Source organism: Trinickia terrae (genome assembly GCF_005144415.1).
Lineage (GTDB): Bacteria > Pseudomonadota > Gammaproteobacteria > Burkholderiales > Burkholderiaceae > Trinickia_A > Trinickia_A terrae.
The window spans coordinates 58,636-81,164 of record NZ_SWJE01000011.1 but is presented as its reverse complement, the minus strand read 5'-3'; the positions used below and the strand labels follow the sequence as shown (position 1 = coordinate 81,164).

Below are 22,529 nucleotides of genomic sequence, written 5' to 3'. Positions count from 1 at the left end.
CTGCCCATCAAGGCAGCGTCAAGACTCGACGGGCTTGCAGTCGGCGGCAAACTCGAGCGCATGAGCGGCATAGCTTTTTCCCACGCCCTGCAATGCATCGGCCTCCTCGTCGCTGAGTTGCCGGATCACACGCCCGGGGCTGCCGACGAAGACGGAGCGCTCGGGCACCTCCACCCCTTCCCCGACCAATGCATTCGATGCGATCACACAGCACCGGCCCACCCGCGCGCCGTTCAGCACGACCGCATTGATGCCGATCAGCGAGTGGTCCCCGATCGTGCAGCCATGCAGCGTCGCATGATGGCCGATCGTCACGCCGGCTCCGATCGTCAACGGAAAGCCGGTATCGACATGCAGCATGGCAAGGTCCTGCACGTTGGTGCCCGGGCCGATCTCGATGCTGTCCCGATCGCCGCGGATGACCGCGTTGAACCAGACGCTGACGCCCTCCGCAATCGTGACGTTGCCGATGATTCGCGCGCCCGGGGCGAAATAGTGGCGGCTTCCCGCTATGCGCGGATAGCACGGCCCAAACGCATAGAGCGTGTGCTCGCTCATCGGAAGTTCGCCGTCGACTTCGCCGATTCGCGCTGCGGCCGATTCCGGCATCACCGGCTCTCCCCGCGATCCGCCGCCACGCTGCCCTCGAATGAACGGCTCGGCCGCCCCCCGATCTTCGGCTTGCGCATGATGATCCAGTTTCCAAGGATCACGAGCGCCACGCCGGCCACGACCCGCCCCGTCAGCGCAAGACCTTCCATCTGCGACGAAATCAGCAACGCGATCACGGGCGAAGCCAGCATCGCATAAGCGGAACGCGCTGGTCCGATGCGGCCGATGAGCGTGAGATAGCAGAGGAATGCGATGACGGTCCCGAAGATCGACAGATAAAGCAGCGACAAGACATAGGGGGCCCTCGCATCGAACACCAGCGGCGCACCGCTTGCGAACACGAGTATCGCCAGCGACAGCGACGCATAGGTCAGCGACAGCGCGTTTGCGGACAACACCGAAATGCCGCGCGCGAGAGTCCGCCCCGAAATGACATTGCCCACGGATGCGATATAGGCCCCCGCAAGCGTAATCCCGATAGCTCGCATTCTTTCGGCACTCGCCGGCGCTGCCGAATTCGGCATCAGCACCAGAACAATGCCGACCAATCCGATCAGTGCACCGATTACGACAACCCTTTCAATCGGTTTGGATAAGATAAGGCGAGAATTGATCAGGTTGAAAATGATCACGGTCGAAACGCCCAGCGCAACGAATCCGCTTTCGAGCGTCCTCGCCCCGACATAGACGAGCCAATAGCTGCCGGCGAAAAGGCAAAATCCCTGCAGCGCGAGCAGGAGATGATCCTTTAGCGGGTAGCGCAACGATTTGCGCGTGCCCACGCAAATGCCCAGCATGATCAACGCGGCAATGACCGTCCGATAAAGCAGCGACACCCCCGGGGGTATGGAAGCCACCTGATAGTGAATGCCGATCCAGGTGCTGCCCCATATCATTACCGTTACGACATATAGAATGGTGTTCATCCGGAATCTTCGCGAAAGGCGGAAAAGTCGAACGGCATGCACCGCGAGAATATGCGGGCACCCATGGCACCGAGAACTACCGGCCACAAAAACTTATCACAAATATGGTGTATGCGGACGATGATGTCCGCATGCGTGGATCGATTGGCCAATTCGCAATGGCGGCAGCTGCGATCCGCGATGAAAACCCGGAACGATACTGCACGATCCGCCTCATCTATCCGTTCACTTCCCCGCAAGTGAGTGGCTGCGAAAAAAGGCGCCGCGAAATAAAGAAGGTATTGAATGCCCCGGTCATTCCGGTGGTGACCAATGCGACGAGCAGCATCAACGTGTACAGCCTGGGCGTGATGACGCCGGCGCTCAGACCTTCCTTCAGCAGAATGAGCTCGACCAGCCCTCTCGTGTTCATCAACATGCCCAATATCAGCCCCGTGCGCCACGTCGCGCCGCCCATGCGCGCGCCGGCGGCGGTACCGAACACTTTCGAGAGCACGGCGACGGCCAGCAACAGGCAAAACAGATCGAAGCCGGCGCCTGCGAACGCGTCTCGCGTCATGCTGAGCCCCCCGAGCACGAAGTAGCAGGGCATGAGCACGCGGCCCGCGATCGATCCGAGGTCGCGCTTGATCTTCTCGCTTGCCGCCGTGCCTGCGGGAAAACAGCAGCCAACCGCGAATGCCCCCAGAATCGGATGCAATCCCGCCGAGCGGCTCAAGACGGCCGCGGCGAATATCGTTGCGATCACGATCAGCATGAGCCATGGAATCTCGCCCGGTTGGCGGCTGCGCTCCGATCGTGCGAACCACGCCGCAATGCGCGGCCGCGCAACCCAGATTGCCGCGGCACAGGCAAGCGGCGCCACCAGGAGCTTGGCGACCGTGACAGCGCTCGCAAGCGTCTGGACCGGCGTCGTGCAAACCGCGAACAGGATCCATGCGTACAGGTCGATGACCGCCGCCACGCCGATCGCCACGCGCCCGACCGGCGTGGCCAGCATGGCGTGGTCGGCCAGCATTCGCGCCAATACCGGAAATGCCGTGACGGCCATCGCGGTCCCGAGGAACAGCGCGAATCTGACCTCCTGCCCTGCTGGAATGTCCATCTCGCGGCTCATCAGCCACGAGCAGGCAGCGCCGACGAGCAGGGGAATCATGACGCTCACCGTCGAAGTCCACAGTATCAGCCGGGTATCGCCCTTCCGTCCCGATACGGACGCGGGTTCCGTCAGCTCGGTGCCGACGAGGAACATGAAGACCATCAGCCCCACTTCGGCGATCGCCTGCAATCCGCCCAGCGCATCGACCGAAAAGATGTGCTGTTGCAGGGACGGCGCAATGCTGCCCAGTACGGCCGGGCCGAGCAGGATCCCGACGGCCATTTCGCCGGCCACGACCGGCTGCCCGATTGCCCTGGCGCCGACGCCGGCGAGGATCGTCGCGCACACGATCACGAGGAGTTGCATCTCGATCATTGACATACCTGGAGTGTTGAACGGTCGGGCGGACAATCGCCGATTGCCCGAATTCATGAAACGCAGCCACTGCTTTGCGTCGTCAGTTCGCGCGCCGCTCGAGCAGCGCCGCGCCGAAGTTATGAGGCCCGGAACCCACGCACAGCAGACGGTCCACGCCTTCGAAGTCTTGCTGCCCGGCTGTCTCGGCAAGGCTGATCAATATGTCCGAGGACCAGATGTGTCCGCGCGTGCGGTCGAACGTGCAAGCTCTTTGAGGATCGACGCCCGCCTGGCTCGCGATCCATCGGCTCATTCTCGGGTTGTAGTTGTTGCAGATCAGCCGATCGATCTGGTCGGCGTGGAGCGTGTTGCGCTTCAGAAGCTCCGCGCAAACGCCCTTGACTGCGGATAGCCATTCGACGAGCTTGAGCTGCCGATCCTCCGGGCAATCGCCGAGGCGTGCGATCCGATGCCCGTCGTGAAGCACCAGATCCATCAATTGATAGCCGCTCCCGTGGAACTGCGTCGAGACGAGGCACGCCGCGGCGCCATCCCCGAGAACCGAGGGACCGTCGGCCAACCGCGACGCGTCGGGAGCGGCGACGTCGACCGTGACGAGCATCACGTTCCGGAGCGGTTCGGAACGGATCAGGCTGCGCGCGAGCCGCAAGCCGGTGATGGCGTTATGACAGCCCATCACCGAGGCCATGACGACCTGGGCCCGCTGCATGCCCAGATCGAGCAGCGCGCGGCTGATCGAGCCGGAAGAAAGCTGCCGGTGCCACCAGAAACTCGAGGTGCAGAGGACCACGGCATCGACATCGTCCGCGCGGATCATCGTGGCCGCCATCGCCTTGCGCATGGCCTGTGCAGCAAGCGTCATCAACGGGATATCGACGAGGGTGCGGGCGCCGGCCACACCGACTTCGAGCAGCGACGACCGTTCCGCATCGTCGAGCGCGAGCCGGTCCAGTTCGACAAACGCTCCGGTCACGTACGACGGCGCACTGATAAACACGGGTTCTTTCATGATGGCTTTCTTCCGCGAACAGTGCCCGATCAGGCGAGCGGCATGCGCACTTTGTTGTGGCCGAACCGGTCGCTGCCCGAGACCAGGACGGTCGAATAGTTGTCGAGCGACAAGGTCTCCCCGAGACTCGTGTAGCGGTCGTAGCCCGGGTAGACCTGGACCTGCGTCGCGACATACCGTGTCGACCAGCCGAATCGCGACTGCGTCCGGCTGCGATTCGGCTCCGAGCCGTGCAGCGTTTGCGACGAAAAGATGAAGAACTGGCCAGGCTGCATCTGCATGTGGACCGCCCGCGATTCGTCCGGCTTCCAGTTCGGGTCGACCTTCAGCTTGTCCCAGTCGTAGCCGAAGAAGCCCTGCTTTTCGTTGTCCGCGACCTTGTTGTTGATACGCGAGGGGTCGTGCTCGACGGACCGCGTCTCGTCGAAGAACCACTCGTCCTGCGTACCCGGCATCAGCTTCATGCAGCCGTTTTCACGCGTCGCCTCGGTGAACGCGGTCCACACGGTCACGCCCCACAGCCCGTTCTTGTTTTCCGTCGGACGCAAACGCGGATTGCCCTCGAATTCGACGAAGGTCTTGGCCTGATGCCATTCCGTGCCTTCGTCGCCCGGGTACTTCGGGAACCATTCCGAACGCCAGCACAGCAGGTCGCTGCCCAGAATGCTGGCGACGCGATCGACGATGCGCGGGTGGCCAGCGACGTCGCTCAACGCCTTCACGTCGAGGTGGCGGTCGTAATTCAGCCGCGATTGCGGATATGGCGAACGCGACCGGTCGAAAAGATTCAGACGGACATCGCCCCACAATCGTGTCATCTCGTCCGGTTCATACAAAGTGAATGGACCGATAAATCCGTTTGCCCAGAACTTCGACAGTTCTTCCCGGCTCAAGCTGTATTCGTTAGTCATTCGCGTCGATCTCGTCGGTTAGGCTTGGGGACGGCTCAAAAGAGCACGGCGGTTTGGCGCGCGATGGCGATGGCCAGTTCGCGAAGCGACGAAGTCTCCCTCTTGAAGAACAGCTGCGGATCCAGGTCGATCGCGTACCGCTCCTTCACTTTTTCCAGGATCAGATAGAGCGAGATGGAGTTGCCGCCGAGGTCCAGATAGCCGACGTCGGGGTCGATTCGATCGAGGTTCAGGATTTCGCAGAAGATGCTCGCAAGCGCGGCCTCTTCGGGCGTCTGGTAATCGTTGATCTCGGACATGTGCTGGTTTTCCTTTTCGTCGTTGTGCAGCGGGATGAAGATTGGCCCGGCCTGGATTGGCCCGGCCAGGAGTGGCCCAGGCGCTCAGATGCGCGACAGCACCTGCTGCCGGTCGAGCTTGCCGTTTTCCTTGATCGGCACGTCTCGTCTCAGCTCGATGGTGATCCGGTCGGGAACCATGTAGGCAGGCAGCCGCGCACGAATTCGATCGGTGAGCGTCTTCTTGTCGATCGCTTGATGGCAGATCACCACGGCTTCGAGCGCGTCGAGGAAGCCGCCTATCGAGTCCGGCGCGACCCGGACGATCGCATCGGCGACCTCCGGTTCGGAAACGATGGCCGCCTGGACTTCGTGCAGCGAGATGCGATTGCCGCGCACTTTGACCAGGTCGTCCTGGCGGCCATGAAACCAGAGCAGGCCGTCGGCATCGAGATGAACGAAGTCGCCTGTACGGAACAGCGGATACGGCGACGCGGGGTTGAAGCGGTTCGAGAGCAGTTTCTTCGCCGTGCCCGACGGATCGCCCAGATAACCGGCCATCACCTGCACGCCGCCGAGATAGAGCTCGCCGATACCGGGGGCGGTGAGCTGCTGCCCGTCGGCGTCCACCACGTACGCCTCCACCGAGTCGATCGGCTTGCCCAACGGCATGAATCCCGAGCGGTCCGAAGGCACGTCGTCAAAGCGCATCAGCGTCGAATTGTTGCAGACCTCGGTCGGTCCATAGCATTGGGCAAAGCCGACCTGCGGCACCCATTGCTTGATTTTCCTGAGCGCCTCGACAGGACACGGTTCGCCCCCGTACCACAGTTGTCTGAGATACGACAGGTCGCGCCGCTTGAGCTCGGAGAATTCGGATGCCAGCATCTTCACGACCGATGAAATGAACAGCACATCGGTGATCGCATGCTTCTCGAGCGTATAGGCGAGCTCGGCAGCCGGCAGTCCCGGCGGGTAGAGGTAGACCGTGGCGCCGCAATACACTTCGACGAACAGATCGAGCGTGACGACGTCGAAATAGAGCGGCGAAACGGAAAGCCAGCGCGTCGCCGAGTCGTGACCGAACGCGGCCGCCATCGTTCGCGTGAAGGCGGCCTGGCTTTCCGCCTTGATCATCACGCCCTTCGGCGTACCCGTCGTGCCGCTGGTGAAGAGAATGTGGCTCAGCGGCGCGTCGAACACGGGCGCCGCCGGCTCGCCCGCCAGCACCTCGCGATTGCCGACCTGCAGCCGCAGCCCGTCTTCGTCCACCGAGCAGAAGATCAGCACGAGGCCGAGGCGCGTCAGCTCGAGTGCGATGGCGTCGTCGAGCGCATAGTCGACGAGCACCACCCTCATCGACGTCGCCTTGACGATCGACTCCCGGCGCGACACGGGCAGCGTCGGCGAAATCGGCACGAAGACCTTGTTGCCGGCCAGCACGCCGAAGATCGAGACCACCGCGGTAAGGCTCTTGTCCTGCAGCACCCCGACCGCGCAATTGCCGTCGCCGAGCAGCCGCGTCAGGCTTTGCCCTATGGTGTCGGCGTACTCGAACAACTGGTTGAAACGGATCGCGCGGCCCGCCGCGTCGATGAAAGCGGGCCGAGCGCTGTCGCGATGCCGCGACAGCATCGAATAGTAGGATTCCATCGTTTGCCTCGCTCAGGGATTGTCGGTCTGCGTCGCGGGCCCGAGGTACGTCGCGGCCCCTCCCGCGGCCAACGCCCGGTAGTCCTCGCGCACGGGAGCGAACACGTCGACGACTTCGGACGGTTCGAGCGCCACCGCCGAATGCGGGACGCCGGGTGGAATCACGAACGTGTCTCCCGCATTCAGGCGATACGTTTGCCCATCGACGGTCAGTTCGATGGCGCCGGACATCACGTTGGGCGCCATTTCATGAGGATGTCGATGCAATGGCAGCACCGCCCCCGCATCGAGCTTCCAGAACGCCAGCGAGAAGCGCTCCCCGTGAATGAAGCTTGCCCGTCCGCCGGCGATGACTTCGTGAGTTTTCAACGCACTTCGGCTAAAGAGCGGCATCTCATTCCCCGATCAATTCGTCGGGAACGTTCACGCCATGCTCGGGCAGCGTCAACACGAATACGTCGCGGTATGCGCCGTCGCGCACCGGCACGAGCGCGGTCGTATCGTGCGTGTACTTGGAATCCTCGAACGTGATCAGTTCCCCCTCGCCCAGGATGTCGCGCATCACGACCTCTTCCTCCCGGTCCCAGTACGTCGTGCATGCGCTCTCCGGATCGATCCCGTGACGCTTGACGACGTACAAGCCCGTCCAGTCGGTGCCGTCGTGGTGCCGGCCTTCCGGAACCGGGCTGCCCGTGCCGGTGGTGCGGATCTGGTGGACCGAGAAGCTCTTTGCCTGGACGCCCGTACGCGAGATCCACTCCATGATCAGCTTCTGGAACGGCGCCGATTCGATCAGCGAAACGGGGGCGTCTTCGTAGTCTCGGCAGATTCCACCGTATTTTTCGAGCTTGTTGACCGACGGCGGCTGATAGAGCGGCCGTTTCGGCAACAGCCGGAACCCGTGGCCGGTGATTTCGACGCGCGACGTCGTCCTGAAGCGCTGGCCTTGAGTGAAGTAATGGTCGTAAGGAACGTTGTCGAACGACGCTTGCAGGAATGCGAGATCGACGTCGGGCGAGTTGCGGTAGAAGCTGCGGCTATGCATGAAGTACGGTGCTCCCATTTCTGCTCCTTTGGCTGTGAGACAAGAGAATCGAGAATTCAGCGCGTCTGGACGAGGTCGAGGAACGACTGCCGGATCCGCGACGTGTATGAGCCCGGCAACGCTGAGGCGAGCGCGCGGGACTCGACCTGCGCGATCGGCAGGACTTCGGAAGCCGTGCTGGTCAGGAATGCTTCATCGGCCGCCAGCAATTCGGCAGGGGTGATGTCGCGCTCGCAGACGCGAAAGCCGTCCCGGCGTGCGAGCTCGATCACCGCGCCGCGCGTGATGCCGTTCAGGCACGACTTGACGCGAGGCGTGTGGATTTCGTTTCGAACCACCATGAATACGTTCTGCGCCGTCGCCTCGGACAGATAGCCGTCCTCGTCGAGCAGGATCGCCTCGTCGAATCCCGCGGGAATCGAACTCACCGCGGCGACCGAGGCCAGGTAGTTCCCCGACACCTTTGCCTGCGCGTAATCCTTGTGCCGCAGGTGCCGGGAAATCACGACCTTGATTCCCGACGTGTAGCGCGAATGCGAGCGATCGGTGCTCCATTGCCACGCCGTCACGGCCACGTGCTGCTCGAGCTCCGCCGCGCGCAAGCCCATGATGCCGTTGCCGACGTAATAGAGCGGCCGTATATAGAGGTCGTTGCCCGGCGCCGTCTCCGCGACGGCCATGACCGCGTCGCGCACGTCGGCGGCGCTGCACGTCCTGATCGGAGAGCCGATCATGTCGGCCGACGCGAAGAAACGCGCGACGTGCTCATCGAGGCGGAAAATGGACCGGCGGCCGTTGATGCCGTATGCGCGAATGCCCTCGAACACGCACAAGCCGTAGTGCAGCGAATAAGTGTTGATCGGAACGGACAGCGTATCGGCCGGGATCAGATTGCCATCGAGCCACCACTTCATTGACGGGCTCCTTTGGCATGGATGCTGAAGCCCATCGGCACGGGACCGAAGTTCTCCAGCACCTTGAGTCCCGCGCGTTCCGCGGCGATGCGCGTCGAGATGCAGCCGTCGAACTGGCCGGCCGCGCAAAGCCGCGCGGCTTCGGCATTCGAGGTGACCAGGGTCGGCTTCAACGCCGGCGACAGCCCCGTCACCCCGGCGAGAAGATCGACCGGCGCCGGGTGAGAGCCTATGTTCGCGATCCGCGATACGTCGGCAAACCGGCTCGCGAACACCATGTCGTAGGTGTCCATCACGAAGCAATCGACGAGCTTCATCCAGTGATGGTTGCGGAACACGAGCTCGTGCAGATAGGGGTACACGATGCATCCCAACAGCAAATCGTCGGGCGTCTGCGTGGACCTCATTTCGTCGGCCGCCTTCTCCAGCGTTTCATAAAGCAGGACCTGCCCGTCCATGCCGCGGCGATCGAGATAGAGTCTCGCCGCCTTCTCGCAATTCGTTCCGGCCGGGCCCAGCGTGTGAATCTTCAGCATGCCAATCTCCTTGAATGCGTTTCAACCGCACATCAAATCCGGCGACGTTCTTCGACCAATTGCGGTAGCCGGCTCCCGCTGCGAATCTGACGAAGCATTTCATTTTCGACTTCGTCGGTTTTCCAGGCCCGCTCCAGAACCGTATCGATCAATGCCGACGGCACGACAACCGTGCCGCTGCTGTCCGATATAATCAGGTCGCCCGTATGAACCGTCCGATTATCAATCACGCACGAACCGCCGGTGCCGGCCACGCGATATCCGCCCTGCGTATCCACCGGAACCGGATTGCTGGCCAAAACGGGCAGCTTCAGCTCGCGTAATTCGGGGATATCCCGGACCGCACCGCCCAATACGACGCCTTCGAATCCGAGCCGGTCGAAATAGGTGCAGCTCATGGCGCCGGCAAGCGCCGCTGAGGTCAGGACCGGCCCTGCGCCGGCCACATAGACAAGCCCGGCGCCATCGGATATCTCGGGGACCAGGAAGCGCTTGACCTGCTCCCAGGTCGACTCCTGCGAGGCAAGGATATCGGCGCCCTTTCTGACCCGCGCCCATTCGACGGTGTACGCAAAACCGGCGAAATAATGATCGCCACGGTTAATCGAACCGATCTTCTCGTTCAACGCCGCATCGACACCGAGCGAATCGAGAATATCGGATATCGTCGAAGTATTGACTTTTCTTTCATAAACAAACCTTATCTCATCTTTTTTCATTTTATTAATTCTTTCGCGACCAGGTTAATCAATCCATTCGTCATACATTTCGATTCGAATATATTTAAACGCCAGACTTCCGTCTACCTCCAAGATATTAGAGGGTGGCCGGCCAATTAATCGCCCGGCGCCCCGGGGAGAGAAACGCGCTTTTCGCTTTTATCGATAACCGGGATTTCCGCCGTCTCGCGAATCCGGGTGTTCGATGTGTGCTGACAGACTGAGCCGCTCGCGCGGCTCGTGTCCCATTCACTGTGTGCGTCTTTCCGTTCGTCCGCTCGCGCGGCGCTCACGCTTACAGCCGGACAGCCATGATCCTCGCCCTCGTCGCGCTGAACGTCGCGGCGTTTCTTCTCGAACAGGCCTATCCGCAGACGCTGATCGACCTGTTCGCGCTCTGGCCGCCCGCGCCCGCGGGCGTGCCCGCGTTTCACCCCGCGTTTCACGTCTGGCAGCTCGTCACCTATAGCGCGCTGCACGCCAACCTCACGCACCTGGCGGTCGATGTGATCGGCCTCCATCTGTTCGGCCGCGACCTCGAGCTCGCGCTCGGCTGGCTGCGGCTCGCGGCGCTGTACCTCGCAAGCGTCGCCGCGGGCGGTCGCGTGCCTGCTCTACTGGTCCAACAAGCCGGGCCGCCCGCAATAGGCGGCGCGCGCTCCTGCGCGTGAAGGGCGCCCCGCAGTGCCCGCCAAAGCCCACCAAGACGATGCACGCCGCGCCGAACGAGTGCGGCTGCGCAGTGCATCGCACTGCTGCGGTGCAGCAGCACATTTTGGTGCATATGGCGCAAACGCCCGTCCCTATTGGCTTCGCGGGTATGACGCAAGTTGGCACGGAGGTTGCATAACGCTGCCCGTACCCGGCAACGGCGCCGGGTTGCAGGATCACCGGGCCGGCGCGGCATGATCGACACCCATCGTCGAAACAATGCAGCGGCCCACCCAGGACAACGGCGTCCCCTCGTGCAGCGACACGAGCGGGCGCCGTTTTTATTTGGTCGAGCAAAGACGCTACGACGTTCGCCGCGCGGTTTCATCCCGGTTCGCGCGGCACGACGACGGAACTCAACATGGACCGCAGCTTCTGGCGCAGTGGGCACACCCCGACGCTCTTTTCTGCCTTCCTCTATTTCGACCTGAGCTTCATGGTCTGGTATCTGCTCGGGCCGCTGCAGATCCAGATCGCCAAGACGCTCGAACTGTCGACCCAGCAGCGCGCGCTGATGGTTGCCACGCCGATCCTCGCCGGCGCGCTGCTGCGCCTGCCGATGGGGATGCTCGCCGACCGCATCGGCGCAAAACGCGCGGGCCTGCTTGGCCAGATGGCTGTGATCGCAACGTTGTTGGGCGCATGGCGCATCGGCATCCACGACCTCGCGCAAGCGCTCGGGTTCGGCGTGCTGCTGGGCGTCGCGGGCGCGTCGTTCGCCGTGGCGCTGCCGCTCGCCTCGCGCTGGTATCCGCCGCAGCACCAGGGCACCGCGATGGGCATTGCGGGTGCTGGCAACTCAGGCACGGTGCTCGCCGCGCTGTTCGCGCCCGCGCTCGCCGTCGCGCTCGGCTGGCAGAACGTGTTCGGCATCGCCTGCATTCCGCTCGGCTTCGCGCTCGCCATCTTCTTCCTCTGCGCAAAGGACGCCCCCGCGCCGGTGCAGCACAAGCATCTGCGCGACTACGCCCGCATGCTGACGCAGCGCGACGCCTGGTGGTTCATGTTCTTCTACGCGCTCACGTTCGGCGGCTTCTCGGGCTTCGCCAGCTCGCTGCCGGGCTATTTCCACGACCAGTTCGCCTTCGATCCGAAGACCGCGGGCTGGGCGACCGCCGCCTGCGTGTTCGCGGGCTCGGCGATGCGTCCGTTCGGCGGGCTGCTCGCCGACCGCATCGGCGGCACGCGGTCGCTCCTGACCGTCTACGGCGCGGTCGCGGCGCTGATCGGCACGGCCGGCTTCAGCGCCGGCGCGCCGGCCGCCTCGCTCGCGCTCTTCATCGTCGCGATGCTGTGCCTCGGCGCGGGCAACGGCGCGGTGTTCCAGCTCGTGCCGCAGCGCTTTTCCAAGGACATCGGCGTGATGACGGGCCTGATCGGCATGGCGGGCGGCATCGGCGGCTTCGCGCTGGCCGCGAGCCTCGGCGCGATCAAGCAGGCCACCGGCGTCTACTCCGCCGGCCTGTGGCTCTTCGCGTGCCTCGCCGTGCTCGGCTGGCTCGGACTCGCCAACGTCAAGCGCCGCTGGCGCGAGTCGCTGGCGGGCGTCACCGCCCGTGTATGACCCCGAGTTTTGAATAACAAGCCCACGATTCAGATCGACCCTGTAGGAACAGACATCATGAACCACCCCCACGCTCACATTCGTTCGCTGCCCCCCGAGGGGGCCGATGTCTCCCTCGGGAGCGGCCCAGCGGGAGACATCATGAACAAGCCCCGACTCGTCGTCATCGGCAATGGCATGGCCGGCATCCGCACGATCGAAGAGCTGCTCACGCTCGCTCCCGATCATTACGACATCACCGTGTTCGGCGCGGAGCCGCATCCGAACTACAACCGCATCCTGCTCTCGCCGGTGCTCGCGGGCGAACAGACGTTCAACGACATCGTCCTCAATCCGCTCGCCTGGTACGAGGAAAACGGCGTCCGCCTGCACCTCAGGAAGACGATCAACAAGATCGACCGCAAGAAGCGCGTCGTCTACGCCGAGGACGGCACCGAGGCCCCCTACGACCGCCTGCTGATCGCGACGGGCTCGTCGCCGTTCATCCTGCCGGTGCCGGGCAAGGACCTCAAAGGCGTCATCACCTATCGCGACATCTACGACACGGAAGCGATGATCGAGGCCGCGAAGGTGAAGAAGCACGCGGTCGTGATCGGCGGCGGCCTCCTGGGCCTCGAAGCGGCCAACGGCCTGAAGCTGCGCGGCATGGAGGTGACCGTCGTGCATCTCGCCGACACGCTGCTCGAACGCCAGCTCGACGCCACCGCGGGCAAGCTGCTGCAACGCTCGCTCGAAGAGCGCGGCCTCGCGTTCCTGCTGTCGAAAGCGACGACCGAGATCGTCGGCGACGAAGCCGGCCAAGTCGCGGGCGTGCGCTTCAAGGACGGCGACGAGATCCCGGCCGACCTCGTCGTGATGGCCGCCGGCATCCGCCCGAACACGACGCTCGCCGAATCGGCGGGCCTGCATTGCAATCGCGGCATCGTCGTCAACGACACGCTGCAAACCTACGACCCGCGCGTCTACGCGGTCGGCGAATGCGTGAGCCACCGCGGCGTCGCCTACGGCCTCGTCGCGCCGCTCTTCGAGCAGGCCAAGGTGTGCGCGAACCACCTCGCGCTGATGGGCATCGGCACCTACAAGGGCTCGGTGCTGTCGACCAAGCTCAAGGTCACCGGCATCGACCTGTTCTCGGCCGGCGACTTCCTCGGCAGCGACGGCACGGAGGAGATCGTGCTGTCCGACCCCTCGGGCGGCGTCTATAAAAAGCTCGTCATCAAGGACGACCAGCTCGTCGGCGCCTGCCTCTACGGCGATACGGCCGACGGCGCGTGGTACTTCAAGCTGCTGCGCGAAGGCCGCAAGCTCGGCGAATTGCGCGACCACATCATGTTCGGCGAATCGAGCATCGGCGACGCGGGCGTGCAAGGCCACGACAAGGCCGCGGCGATGGCCGACAGCGACGAAGTCTGCGGCTGCAACGGCGTCTGCAAGGGCACGATCGTCAAGGCGATCACCGAGAAGGGCCTGTTCACGCTCGACGACGTCAAGAAGCACACCAAGGCGGCGAGCTCGTGCGGCTCGTGCTCGGGCCTCGTCGAGCAGATCCTGATGAGCACGGTCGGCACGAGCTTCCAGGAAACGCCGAAGACCAAGGCAATCTGCGGCTGCACCGACCGCAGCCACGACGAAGTGCGCCGCGCGATCCGCGAGCACAAGCTGCTCTCGCACCAGGCCGTCTACGACTTCCTCGAATGGCGCACGCCGAACGGCTGCGCGACCTGCCGCCCGGCGATCAACTACTACCTGATCTCGACCTGGCCGCGCGAAGCCGCCGACGATCCGCAAAGCCGCTTCGTCAACGAGCGCGTGCACGCCAACATCCAGAAGGACAACACGTTCTCGGTGGTGCCGCAGATGAAGGGCGGCGTGACGACGCCCGACGAGCTGCGCCGCATCGCCGATGTGGCCGACAAGTACCACATCCCGATGGTCAAGGTCACGGGCGGCCAGCGCATCGACTTGCTCGGCGTGAAGAAGGAAGACCTCGTCAACGTCTGGAAGGACCTCGGCATGAAGTCGGGCCATGCGTACGGCAAGTCGATCCGCACCGTGAAGACCTGCGTGGGCAGCGAGTTCTGCCGCTTCGGCACGCAGAACAGCACGCAGATGGGCATCGATCTCGAGACGATGCTCGCCAACATGTGGTCGCCGCACAAGGTGAAGCTCGCCGTCTCGGGCTGCCCGCGCAACTGCGCCGAGGCCGGCATCAAGGACGTCGGCGTGATCGCGGTCGATTCCGGCTGGGAGCTCTATGTCGGCGGCAACGGCGGCATCAAGACCGAAGTCGCGCAATTCCTCGCCAAGGTGAAGACGCCCGACGAGGTCAAGGAGTACAGCGGCGCGTTCCTGCAGCTCTATCGCGAGGAAGCGCACTATCTCGACCGCACCGTGCACTACATCGCGCGCGTCGGGCTCGACTACGTCAAGAAGAAGATCGTCGAAGACGCCGCGAACCGCAAGGCGCTCTACGAACGACTGCTCTATTCGCTCGAAGGACTGCCCGACCCGTGGGAAGCGCGTATCGAAGGAGCGCAGAAGCACGAATACATCCCCATCAAGGTCGTCGCCTGAGGTCATCGCCATGGATATGCAATTTCCTTCCACCTGGACGCATGTGTGCAACGTGTCCGACATTCCGCGCCTCGGCAGCCGCGTGCTGGAGCGCGCCGAGGGCAACGTCGCAATCTTCCGCACCGCGCAGGACAAGGTGTTCGCGCTGCTCGACCACTGCCCGCACAAGGGCGGTGCGCTCTCGCAGGGCATCGTGCACGGCGAGACCGTGACGTGCCCGCTGCACGCCTGGAACATCGCGCTCGAAAGCGGCGAGGCGCGCGCGCCCGATGTGGGCTGTGCGCGGCGCTTTCCGGTGAAGGTGGAAGGCGAGGCAGTGTTCGTCAGCCTCGCTTGATCTGCCGCCTCGTTTCGCATCGCTTAGTTTGACGCACGCCACGGACGCAATGCCCATGAAAACCGTCACCCGTTCCACCTGTTGCTATTGCGGCGTGGGCTGTGGCGTGCTCGTCGAAGCCGAGGACGGCCGCATCACCGGCATCGCGGGCGACCCGGACCATCCGGCGAACTTCGGGCGGCTCTGCACGAAAGGCCGCTCGCTGCCGCTGACGGTGCAAAGCATGACGGGACGCGTGCTGCATCCCGAGATCCGCACGGCGCGCGGCGCGAAGCGTGAAGCCGCCGATTGGACGAGTGCGCTCGATCTCGTCGCGCAGCGCTTCGCGCAAGTCATCGAGCAGCACGGCCCGGACGCGGTCGCGTTCTACATCTCGGGGCAGCTGCTGACCGAGGACTACTACGTCTTCAACAAGCTCGCCAAGGGGCTCGTGAAGACCAACAACATCGATACGAACTCGCGGCTGTGCATGTCGAGCGCGGTCACCGGGTACAAGAAGGCGTTCGGCGCGGACGGCCCGCCCACCTGCTACGAAGACCTCGAGCTCGCGCAGACCGTGCTGTTCGCGGGCAGCAACATGGCGTACGCACATCCGGTGCTGTTCCGGCGGCTCGAAGAAGCGAAAGCGGCCAACCCGGACGTGCGCTGGATCGTCGTCGACCCGCGCCGCACCGACATGGCCGCGATGGCCGACCTGCATCTCGCGATCCAGCCCGGCACCGACGTCGCGCTCTTCAACGGGATGCTGCATCACCTGATCTGGGAGGGTCTGCTCGACCGCGCCTACATCGATGCGCACACGGTGGGCTTCGACGCGCTGAAGGCGCTCGTGCGCGAGTACCCGCCGCGCGTGGCGGCCGACATCTGCGGCATCGAAGAGCACGCGCTCATGCAGGCCGCGGAGTGGTTCGGCGCGAGCCCGGCCGCGCTCTCGCTCTATTGCATGGGCCTCAACCAGTCGAGCCACGGCACCGACAAGAACCTCGCGCTCATCAACCTGCATTTGGCCGCGCGCCAGCTCGGCAAGCCCGGCGCGGGCCCGTTCTCGCTGACGGGGCAGCCCAACGCGATGGGCGGGCGCGAAGTCGGCGGCATGGCGACGATGCTCGCCGCGCATCGCGACATCGGCAATGCGGAGCATCGCGCCGAGCTCGAAGCGCTGTGGGGCGTGAGCGGCCTGTCGGACCGCCCCGGCCTGCCCGCCGTCGAGATGTTCGAGGCGGTGCGCAACGGCAAGATCAAGGCGGTCTGGATCGCCTGCACGAACCCCGTCCATTCGATGCCTGACATCGCGCGGGTGCGCGAAGCGCTCGCGCGCGCCGAGTTCGTCGTCGTGCAGGAAGCGTTCGCGCAGACCGATACCGTCCCCTATGCCGACGTGCTCTTGCCCGCCGCGAGCTGGGGCGAAAAATCGGGTACGGTCACCAATTCGGAGCGGCGCATCTCGCGCGTGCAAGCGGCCGTCGATGCGCCCGGAGAAGCGAAGCCGGACTGGTGGATCGTCAACGAAGTCGCGCGGCGGATCGAGGCGCGGCTGTCGTCCATGAGCACGCTGTTTCCTTTCGATTCGCCCCAAGCCGTGTTCGACGAGCACCGCGCGTTGACGGTCGGGCGCGATCTCGACATCGGCGGGCTCTCCTACGCGACGCTCGAAGCGCAAGGCCCACAGCAATGGCCGTTCGCCGCAGGCGCCGCGCACGGCCAGGCGCGCCGCTATGCCGACGGCACCTTCGCCACCGGCGACGGCCGCGCGCGCTTTCATGCGACACCCTACCTGCCGGTCGCGGAGAGCGTCGACGCGCGCTATCCGTTCCGCCTCGTCACCGGACGCCTGCGCGACCAGTGGCACGGCATGAGCCGCACTGGCCGCGTCGGCGCCCTCTTCGCGCACGCGCCCGAGCCGGCGCTCACGATGCACCGCACCGACGCCGCGCGGCGCGGCTTGAAGGACGGCGACCTCGTCACGGTCGCGAGCCGCCGCGGCGCGCTCGTGCTGCCGCTGCAAGTGTCGGACGACGTCGCCTCGGGCACCGTGTTCGCGCCGATGCACTGGAACGGCCAGTTCCTCAACAGCGGCGGCATCAACGAGACCACGGTCCCCGCCGTCGATCCGCACTCGGCGCAGCCCGAGCTCAAGCACGCTGCGGTGCGCGTGCAGGCGGCGGACCTGCCGTGGCGGCTCGTGGCCGCCAGGCGAGGCGGCGACGCGCTCGCGCTGCAGGCCGCCGTGCAGCCGCTCCTGCGCGAGCGCCGCTACGCCTCGGTGCGCATCGAGCCCGACGCGGACGGCAACGAGATGCTGATCGTCTCGGCGGCCGACCTGCGCGCGCCGGCCGAGTGGCTGAACCGCCTGCACGACGCGCTCGGCCTGCCGCACGGCGAGGACCTGCTCGAATACCGCGACGCGCGGCGCGGCCACGAAAAGCGCGTTGCGTGGCGCGACAACATGATCGACGGCTTCATGCTGGCCGGCGGCACGAACGGCGCGGCGGCGCTGATCGACCGCCTGCGCGAGGCGGCGCCGTGGAGCGGCCCGCGCCATGCGGTGTTCGTCGACGGCAAGCGGCCCCCGCGCGACAAGGTGATCTGCAACTGCAAGCAGGTCACGCAATCGCAGATCACCGCAAAGATCGCGGAAGGCGCGGACCTCGCCGAATTGAAATCGACGCTTGGCTGCGGCTCTGTGTGCGGCTCGTGCGTGCCGGAGATCCGGCGGCTCTATGAGAGCGTTCCGGCCGCGGCGGCGCATTGATTCGAAGGATCGCAAGGTTGAGGCTTTTGGTTTTTTTACGCCGCGGCGTGCCGTACGCTTTGCCCCTCCCCGGGGCGGGGGTCACTTTTGTCTTGCCAAAAGTAACCAAAAGCGCGTCCTGGGCGGACGGCCTTGGCCCGTTAGCACTCAGTCCTGTCAGTGATAGCGGTCTAGGGCAAGCGTCACCGCTCGCCGCGCGTCCCGTTAGCACGCGGCACGGGCTTGCTTTGCGACGAAACAAAGTGAAGACGTTGGTTTGGCCTCGCCCCATGTCGCCTACGATTGAAAGTCAGCAGGAACGCATGAAGCAGCATCGCAAGACAAAGGTCTTCGGGCCCAGCCTGACCATAAGCATTGGTTTGATTCGAATCGGCGCAATTCCGTGCCGCGTGCTAACGGGACGTGCGGCGAGCGGTGACGGTAGCCCTCAGACCGCTATCGCGGACAGCACTGAGTGCCTCCGGGACAGGCCGTCCGCCCAGGACACGCCTTTGGTTACTTTGGGCAAGACCAAAGTGACCCCGGTCCCGGGGAGGGACGGACTATACGGACCGGCGCGAATTCAAGGTTGCACGAAAACCTAAGCAGCAAGAACAAAAACCCGAAGCCAGTTTTGTCAGCGAGTCTAAGAACATTGAACAACACATCATTGCCAACAGGAAGGACACCATGACGATGACGCCCACGACCGGCAAAGTCACGCTGCTGAGCGCAGGCCCCGGCGACCTCGACCTGCTGACGATCCGCGCGGCCAACGCGCTGGCGCGCGCCGACGTCCTCCTGCTCGACGATCTCGCGAACGAGGAGATCGCGACGCTCGCGCCGAACGCGCGCGTGATCCGCGTGGGCAAGCGCGGCGGCTGCAAGTCGACGCCGCAGGCGTTCATCCAGCGGCTGATGCGGCGCTACGCGTCGAAGGGGCTGCACGTCGTGCGCGTGAAGGGCGGCGAGGCGTTGCTGTTCGGCCGCGCGGGCGAAGAAATCACGGACCTGCGCGCAGCCGGCATCGAAGTCGAGATCGTCAACGGCATTTCGTCGGGCTTCGCGGCGGCGGCGGGGCTCGGCCTCTCGCTCACGCATCGCGAGCACTGCCAGGGCGTGACCTTCGTCACCGCCCACCTGCAGGACCACAGCGAGCCGGACTGGGCCGCGCTCGCCGCGACGCGCACCACGCTCGCGATCTACATGGGCATGGGCCGCATCGAGCACGTCTGCGCCCGGCTCGGCGAGACCCTGGCGGCATCGACGCCGGCGGCCGTCGTCCAGTGGGCGGGCACCTCGCGCGAGCGGCGCCTCTTGAGCCGGCTCGATCGCGTGGCTGCCGATGCCGCCGCGGCCGGCTTCGGCAGCCCGGCCGTGATCCTGATCGGCGACGCGATCGGCGAGGCCGAAGGGTTCGCCCAGGCCGCCCGGGAATGGGTATATTCGACACATGAGCGCGCCGCCTGACCCGGCCTTTGGCGCACTGGAAACCTGATTTGCCGAATTCACCCTCTCCCATGCTGCGCGTGCTGCTCGTCACCGACACCGACAAACCGATCGGCGATTTGCGCGAGGCGCTCGCACGCCTCGGCTACGACATGCTGCCCGAGGCCGCCACGCCGCAGGCGCTGCCGAAGGTGGTCGAGAGCGAGCGGCCCGACGTCGTCATCATCGACACCGAATCGCCCTCGCGCGACACGCTCGAACAGCTCGCGGTGATGAACGAGACCGCGCCGCGCCCGGTGCTGATGTTCAGCAGCGACGCGAACCAGCAGCTGATCCGCGCCGCCGTCGACTCAGGCGTCACCGCCTATCTCGTCGAAGGGCTCGCGGCGGAGCGGCTCGCGCCGATTCTCGAAGTCGCGCTCGCGCGCTTCGCACACGAAGAGAAGCTGCGCCAGCGCCTGGCCCAAGCCGAAAGCGAGCTCGCCGACCGCAAGCTCATCGACCGCGCCAAGCGTCTCTTGATGGACCGCCGCAAGATGTCCGAGCAGGAAGCCTATGCGACGCTGCGCAAGCGCGCGATGGACCAGGGCATCAAGGTTGCCGAGGTCGCCCGGCAGCTCGTTTCGATCGCCGATCTTCTCGGTTGACTGCACGCTATGACTACGCCTTCCTCCCAACCCGAAACCCTTGACGGCGACGCCGCGGCCAAGCCCGAGAAAACGCATCTGCGCCTTGGCTTCGTGGCGCTTTCCGATGCCGCGCCGCTCGTGGCCGCCAAGGTGCTCGAATTCGGCCATAGCCACGGGCTCACGCTCGAGCTGTGCCGCCAGCCGTCGTGGGCGGCCGTGCGCGACAAACTGCTCTCCGGCGAGCTCGACGCCGCACACTCGCTCTACGGGCTCGTCTATGGCGTGCAACTGGGCATCGGCGGGCCGCAGGCGGACATGGCCGTGCTGATGGTGCTCAATCGCAACGGCCAGGGCATCACGGTGTCGAACGCGCTTGCGCAGGCGCTGAAGGAGCACGACAGCCTCAAGGCGGCGCTCGCCTCGCTGGGGCGTCCGCCCGTGTTCGCGCAGACGTTCCCGACCGGCACGCACGCCATGTGGCTTTATTACTGGCTCGCGGCGCAAGGCGTGCATCCGCTGCGCGACATTCAAAGCGTCGTGATCCCGCCGCCGCAGATGGTCGATGCGCTCGCCGAGAACAAGCTCGACGGTTTTTGCGCCGGCGAGCCGTGGAATGCGGTGGCCGAAGCGCGGCGCGCGGGACGCACGGCGATTGCGACGAGCGCGATCTGGCCTGGGCATCCAGAGAAAGTGCTGGCGTGCCGGCGCGATTTCGTGGCGCACCACCCCAATACCGCGCGTGCGCTCGTACAGACGATGCTGGAGGCTTGCCGCTGGGTCGATGCGCGCGAGCATCGCTCGGAGATTTCGAATTGGCTCGCCAAGCCCGACGTGCTCGACGTGCCGCGCGAGCTGATCGAGCCGCGGCTCGTCGGCGTCTACGAGGGCGCGCAGTTCGCGAAGCCGCCGCTGCCCGTCAGCTTCTTCGACGGCGGCGCGGTGAACTACCCGCGGCTCTCGGACGGCCAGTGGTTCCTCGCGCAGTACCGGCGCTGGAACCTGCTGCGCGACGGCGAGGGCGCGAGCGACGCGGCCATCGCCGCGAGCATCAATCAGACCTCGCTCTATCGCGAAGCGGCCGCGCGCTGCGGCGTGCCGATTCCGGAAGAGATGCGCGTGGATGTACTGATCGATGGAGAGGCGTGGGGCGCCTTCACGGCCTGACGGCTTGGCAGCTGATTCAAGGCGCTCCATTCAGAACTGAGCCTGCCCGGCGGCGAACAGCGAGGCACATCACGGCAAAGCCGTAGGGTGACCTCGCTTATTCAATCCGAATTCCTTTCCCAATCTTTCACGCATATCATCAGAGCAATAAGCGTGTAAGAAGGCCGCCCGCCACGCCTATAAAACCCAGCACTTTGTTCATACCTTACGACTAATCGTTAACGATATTTGCGTAGGCTTTTTCAATCGCCTATACCTTCGGATAGATCAGACGTTGTCGGCAAATTTTTCTATTTCTTAATAGTCGCTTCCCCTACTATCCGCAAAAATGGCAACCGCAGACGATTACGCAAACGTTTGCAACCCATACCGCCTGCGGCAACCTCGCCGGCGACGGGCAGCAACAGCAGGTGTTGGCCAACCATGCATGCCGCCGCGTGGAGAAGCCTTGACTGGAACACGGCGGTGACCACACTCGAACGGGGCAACGGCCAAACTCTGTGGCCGGATCCTCTTTGCGGAGAGACCCATGCTACAACTCATCAAATCCCTGGCCCGTGACGAACGTGGCGTCAGCGCACTCGAATACGCAGTACTGGCCGGCATCATCGTGGTTGCGGTGGTCGGCGCCGGCTCCGTGCTAAGCGGCAGCAGCGGTCTTTCATCGCTCTTCACGACTCTGATGACCAAGATCTCGTCCGCGATCTGACGCCGCTTCCCGGCCGCGCTCCGCCCGGCGAGACTCCACGGCCCTGACGACCGGGCACATCTCGCCTCGCGCGGCGGCGGAATCGGCACGTACCGCTACGACCATGCTCTACCTCGTGCCGTTGGCCACCTCGCTCGTGCTCGCCGCGCTTGCGGCGCACGACCTCCGTTTCCGACGCCTGCCGAATGCGGCCGTGGCGACGGTGGCCTGCCTCTATCCCGTAGCCGCGGGGCTCGCGCACACGAGCCCCGCGGTTCTCGCGCATCACGCGGGCCTCGCCGCAGCGGCGCTCGCGCTCTCGGCACTGCTGTTCCACTTCGGCTGCATCGGCGGCGGCGACGCCAAGCTCGCGGCCGCCGTCTTCCTCTGGGCAGGACCGGCGCTCGCCCTGCCCGTCCTGTTCGTCATCAGCGCGAGCGGCCTCATCGTCGCCCTCGCGCTCCTGGCCCCGCGACTCTTGCGCAAAGACAGACAAAAGCCGGCTCGCGAAGGCGTGCCCTACGGCGTCGCGCTGGCGCTGGGCGGCGTCGTGGCGGTCTGGGGACCGCTCGTCGTCGGCCACATGCCGGGCACTTAGCCTG

Annotated in this window: 22 protein-coding genes; 10 read left to right on the top strand and 12 right to left on the bottom strand. The window is 64.9% G+C overall.

Annotation, left to right across the window (positions count from 1 at the left end; genetic code table 11):
• Window positions 1–18 precede the first annotated feature (18 nt).
• The 12 genes from FAZ69_RS20710 to FAZ69_RS20655 all read right to left on the bottom strand — a co-directional run bounded on the left by FAZ69_RS20710 (window position 19) and on the right by FAZ69_RS20655 (window position 10,080).
• Window positions 19–609: a gamma carbonic anhydrase family protein gene (locus tag FAZ69_RS20710; protein ID WP_240702379.1), complete on the bottom strand. Its 591-nt coding sequence runs from the start codon at window positions 607–609 to the stop codon at window positions 19–21.
• Window positions 609–1,538, bottom strand: coding sequence for a DMT family transporter (locus FAZ69_RS20705; RefSeq protein ID WP_136896960.1), 930 nt, complete (start codon window positions 1,536–1,538; stop codon window positions 609–611). The genes FAZ69_RS20710 and FAZ69_RS20705 overlap by 1 nt, the downstream gene beginning before the upstream one ends.
• A gap of 217 nt (window positions 1,539–1,755) precedes the next feature.
• Window positions 1,756–3,012: a cation:proton antiporter gene (locus FAZ69_RS20700; protein ID WP_169708712.1), complete on the bottom strand. Its 1,257-nt coding sequence runs from the start codon at window positions 3,010–3,012 to the stop codon at window positions 1,756–1,758.
• An 82-nt stretch (window positions 3,013–3,094) separates the two neighbouring features.
• Window positions 3,095–4,024 carry a 3-oxoacyl-[acyl-carrier-protein] synthase III C-terminal domain-containing protein gene (locus FAZ69_RS20695; protein ID WP_136896958.1) on the bottom strand — a complete coding sequence of 310 codons (930 nt, stop codon included), beginning with the start codon at window positions 4,022–4,024 and terminating at the stop codon, window positions 3,095–3,097.
• A gap of 29 nt (window positions 4,025–4,053) precedes the next feature.
• The gene (locus FAZ69_RS20690; protein WP_136896957.1) at window positions 4,054–4,935 is read right to left on the bottom strand and encodes a chlorinating enzyme; all 882 of its coding nucleotides are present in this window, start codon (window positions 4,933–4,935) and stop codon (window positions 4,054–4,056) included.
• Window positions 4,936–4,970: 35 nt separating this feature from the next.
• Window positions 4,971–5,234 (bottom strand): phosphopantetheine-binding protein, encoded by a 264-nt coding sequence (locus tag FAZ69_RS20685; protein WP_136896956.1) that lies wholly within the window; start codon window positions 5,232–5,234, stop codon window positions 4,971–4,973.
• A gap of 84 nt (window positions 5,235–5,318) precedes the next feature.
• Window positions 5,319–6,866, bottom strand: a complete 1,548-nt coding sequence (locus FAZ69_RS20680) for an AMP-binding protein (protein WP_136896955.1) — start codon at window positions 6,864–6,866, stop codon at window positions 5,319–5,321.
• Between the two features lie 12 nt (window positions 6,867–6,878).
• Entirely contained in the window at window positions 6,879–7,235 is a 357-nt protein-coding gene (locus FAZ69_RS20675; RefSeq protein WP_169708711.1) for a cupin domain-containing protein, read from the bottom strand.
• 25 nt (window positions 7,236–7,260) lie between these two features.
• Window positions 7,261–7,929: a 2OG-Fe dioxygenase family protein gene (locus tag FAZ69_RS20670; RefSeq protein WP_136896953.1), complete on the bottom strand. Its 669-nt coding sequence runs from the start codon at window positions 7,927–7,929 to the stop codon at window positions 7,261–7,263.
• Window positions 7,930–7,967: 38 nt separating this feature from the next.
• Complete coding sequence (locus tag FAZ69_RS20665; RefSeq protein ID WP_136896952.1) at window positions 7,968–8,825, bottom strand: aminotransferase class IV; 858 nt, start codon at window positions 8,823–8,825, stop codon at window positions 7,968–7,970.
• Window positions 8,822–9,361, bottom strand: a complete 540-nt coding sequence (locus tag FAZ69_RS20660; protein ID WP_136896951.1) for a prephenate dehydratase domain-containing protein — start codon at window positions 9,359–9,361, stop codon at window positions 8,822–8,824. The genes FAZ69_RS20665 and FAZ69_RS20660 overlap by 4 nt, the downstream gene beginning before the upstream one ends.
• Before the next feature lie 32 nt (window positions 9,362–9,393).
• A complete protein-coding gene (locus tag FAZ69_RS20655; protein ID WP_136896950.1) occupies window positions 9,394–10,080 on the bottom strand; it encodes an RraA family protein in 687 nt (228 codons plus the stop codon).
• Between the two features lie 311 nt (window positions 10,081–10,391).
• Here FAZ69_RS20655 and FAZ69_RS20650 point away from each other — a divergent pair, with 311 nt between their 5' ends.
• The 10 genes from FAZ69_RS20650 to FAZ69_RS20605 all read left to right on the top strand — a co-directional run bounded on the left by FAZ69_RS20650 (window position 10,392) and on the right by FAZ69_RS20605 (window position 22,525).
• On the top strand, window positions 10,392–10,751 hold the full coding sequence (locus FAZ69_RS20650; protein WP_136896949.1) for a rhomboid family intramembrane serine protease: 360 nt from the start codon (window positions 10,392–10,394) through the stop codon (window positions 10,749–10,751).
• 401 nt (window positions 10,752–11,152) lie between these two features.
• Window positions 11,153–12,355 (top strand): nitrate/nitrite transporter, encoded by a 1,203-nt coding sequence (locus FAZ69_RS20645; RefSeq protein WP_136896948.1) that lies wholly within the window; start codon window positions 11,153–11,155, stop codon window positions 12,353–12,355.
• Window positions 12,356–12,496: 141 nt separating this feature from the next.
• A complete protein-coding gene (gene nirB, locus FAZ69_RS20640) occupies window positions 12,497–14,929 on the top strand; it encodes a nitrite reductase large subunit NirB (protein ID WP_136896947.1) in 2,433 nt (810 codons plus the stop codon).
• Window positions 14,930–14,939: 10 nt separating this feature from the next.
• A complete protein-coding gene (gene nirD, locus FAZ69_RS20635) occupies window positions 14,940–15,266 on the top strand; it encodes a nitrite reductase small subunit NirD (RefSeq protein WP_206171223.1) in 327 nt (108 codons plus the stop codon).
• A gap of 55 nt (window positions 15,267–15,321) precedes the next feature.
• Entirely contained in the window at window positions 15,322–18,018 is a 2,697-nt protein-coding gene (locus FAZ69_RS20630; protein ID WP_136896946.1) for a nitrate reductase, read from the top strand.
• 675 nt (window positions 18,019–18,693) lie between these two features.
• Window positions 18,694–19,467 (top strand): uroporphyrinogen-III C-methyltransferase, encoded by a 774-nt coding sequence (gene cobA / locus FAZ69_RS20625; protein ID WP_136897058.1) that lies wholly within the window; start codon window positions 18,694–18,696, stop codon window positions 19,465–19,467.
• A gap of 50 nt (window positions 19,468–19,517) precedes the next feature.
• On the top strand, window positions 19,518–20,093 hold the full coding sequence (locus FAZ69_RS20620; protein ID WP_136897057.1) for an ANTAR domain-containing response regulator: 576 nt from the start codon (window positions 19,518–19,520) through the stop codon (window positions 20,091–20,093).
• Window positions 20,094–20,102: 9 nt separating this feature from the next.
• Window positions 20,103–21,239 (top strand): CmpA/NrtA family ABC transporter substrate-binding protein, encoded by a 1,137-nt coding sequence (locus FAZ69_RS20615; protein ID WP_136896945.1) that lies wholly within the window; start codon window positions 20,103–20,105, stop codon window positions 21,237–21,239.
• A 529-nt stretch (window positions 21,240–21,768) separates the two neighbouring features.
• Window positions 21,769–21,948, top strand: a complete 180-nt coding sequence (locus FAZ69_RS20610) for a Flp family type IVb pilin (protein ID WP_136896944.1) — start codon at window positions 21,769–21,771, stop codon at window positions 21,946–21,948.
• Between the two features lie 103 nt (window positions 21,949–22,051).
• Window positions 22,052–22,525 carry an A24 family peptidase gene (locus tag FAZ69_RS20605; protein ID WP_136896943.1) on the top strand — a complete coding sequence of 158 codons (474 nt, stop codon included), beginning with the start codon at window positions 22,052–22,054 and terminating at the stop codon, window positions 22,523–22,525.
• The last annotated feature ends 4 nt before the right edge of the window (window positions 22,526–22,529 follow it).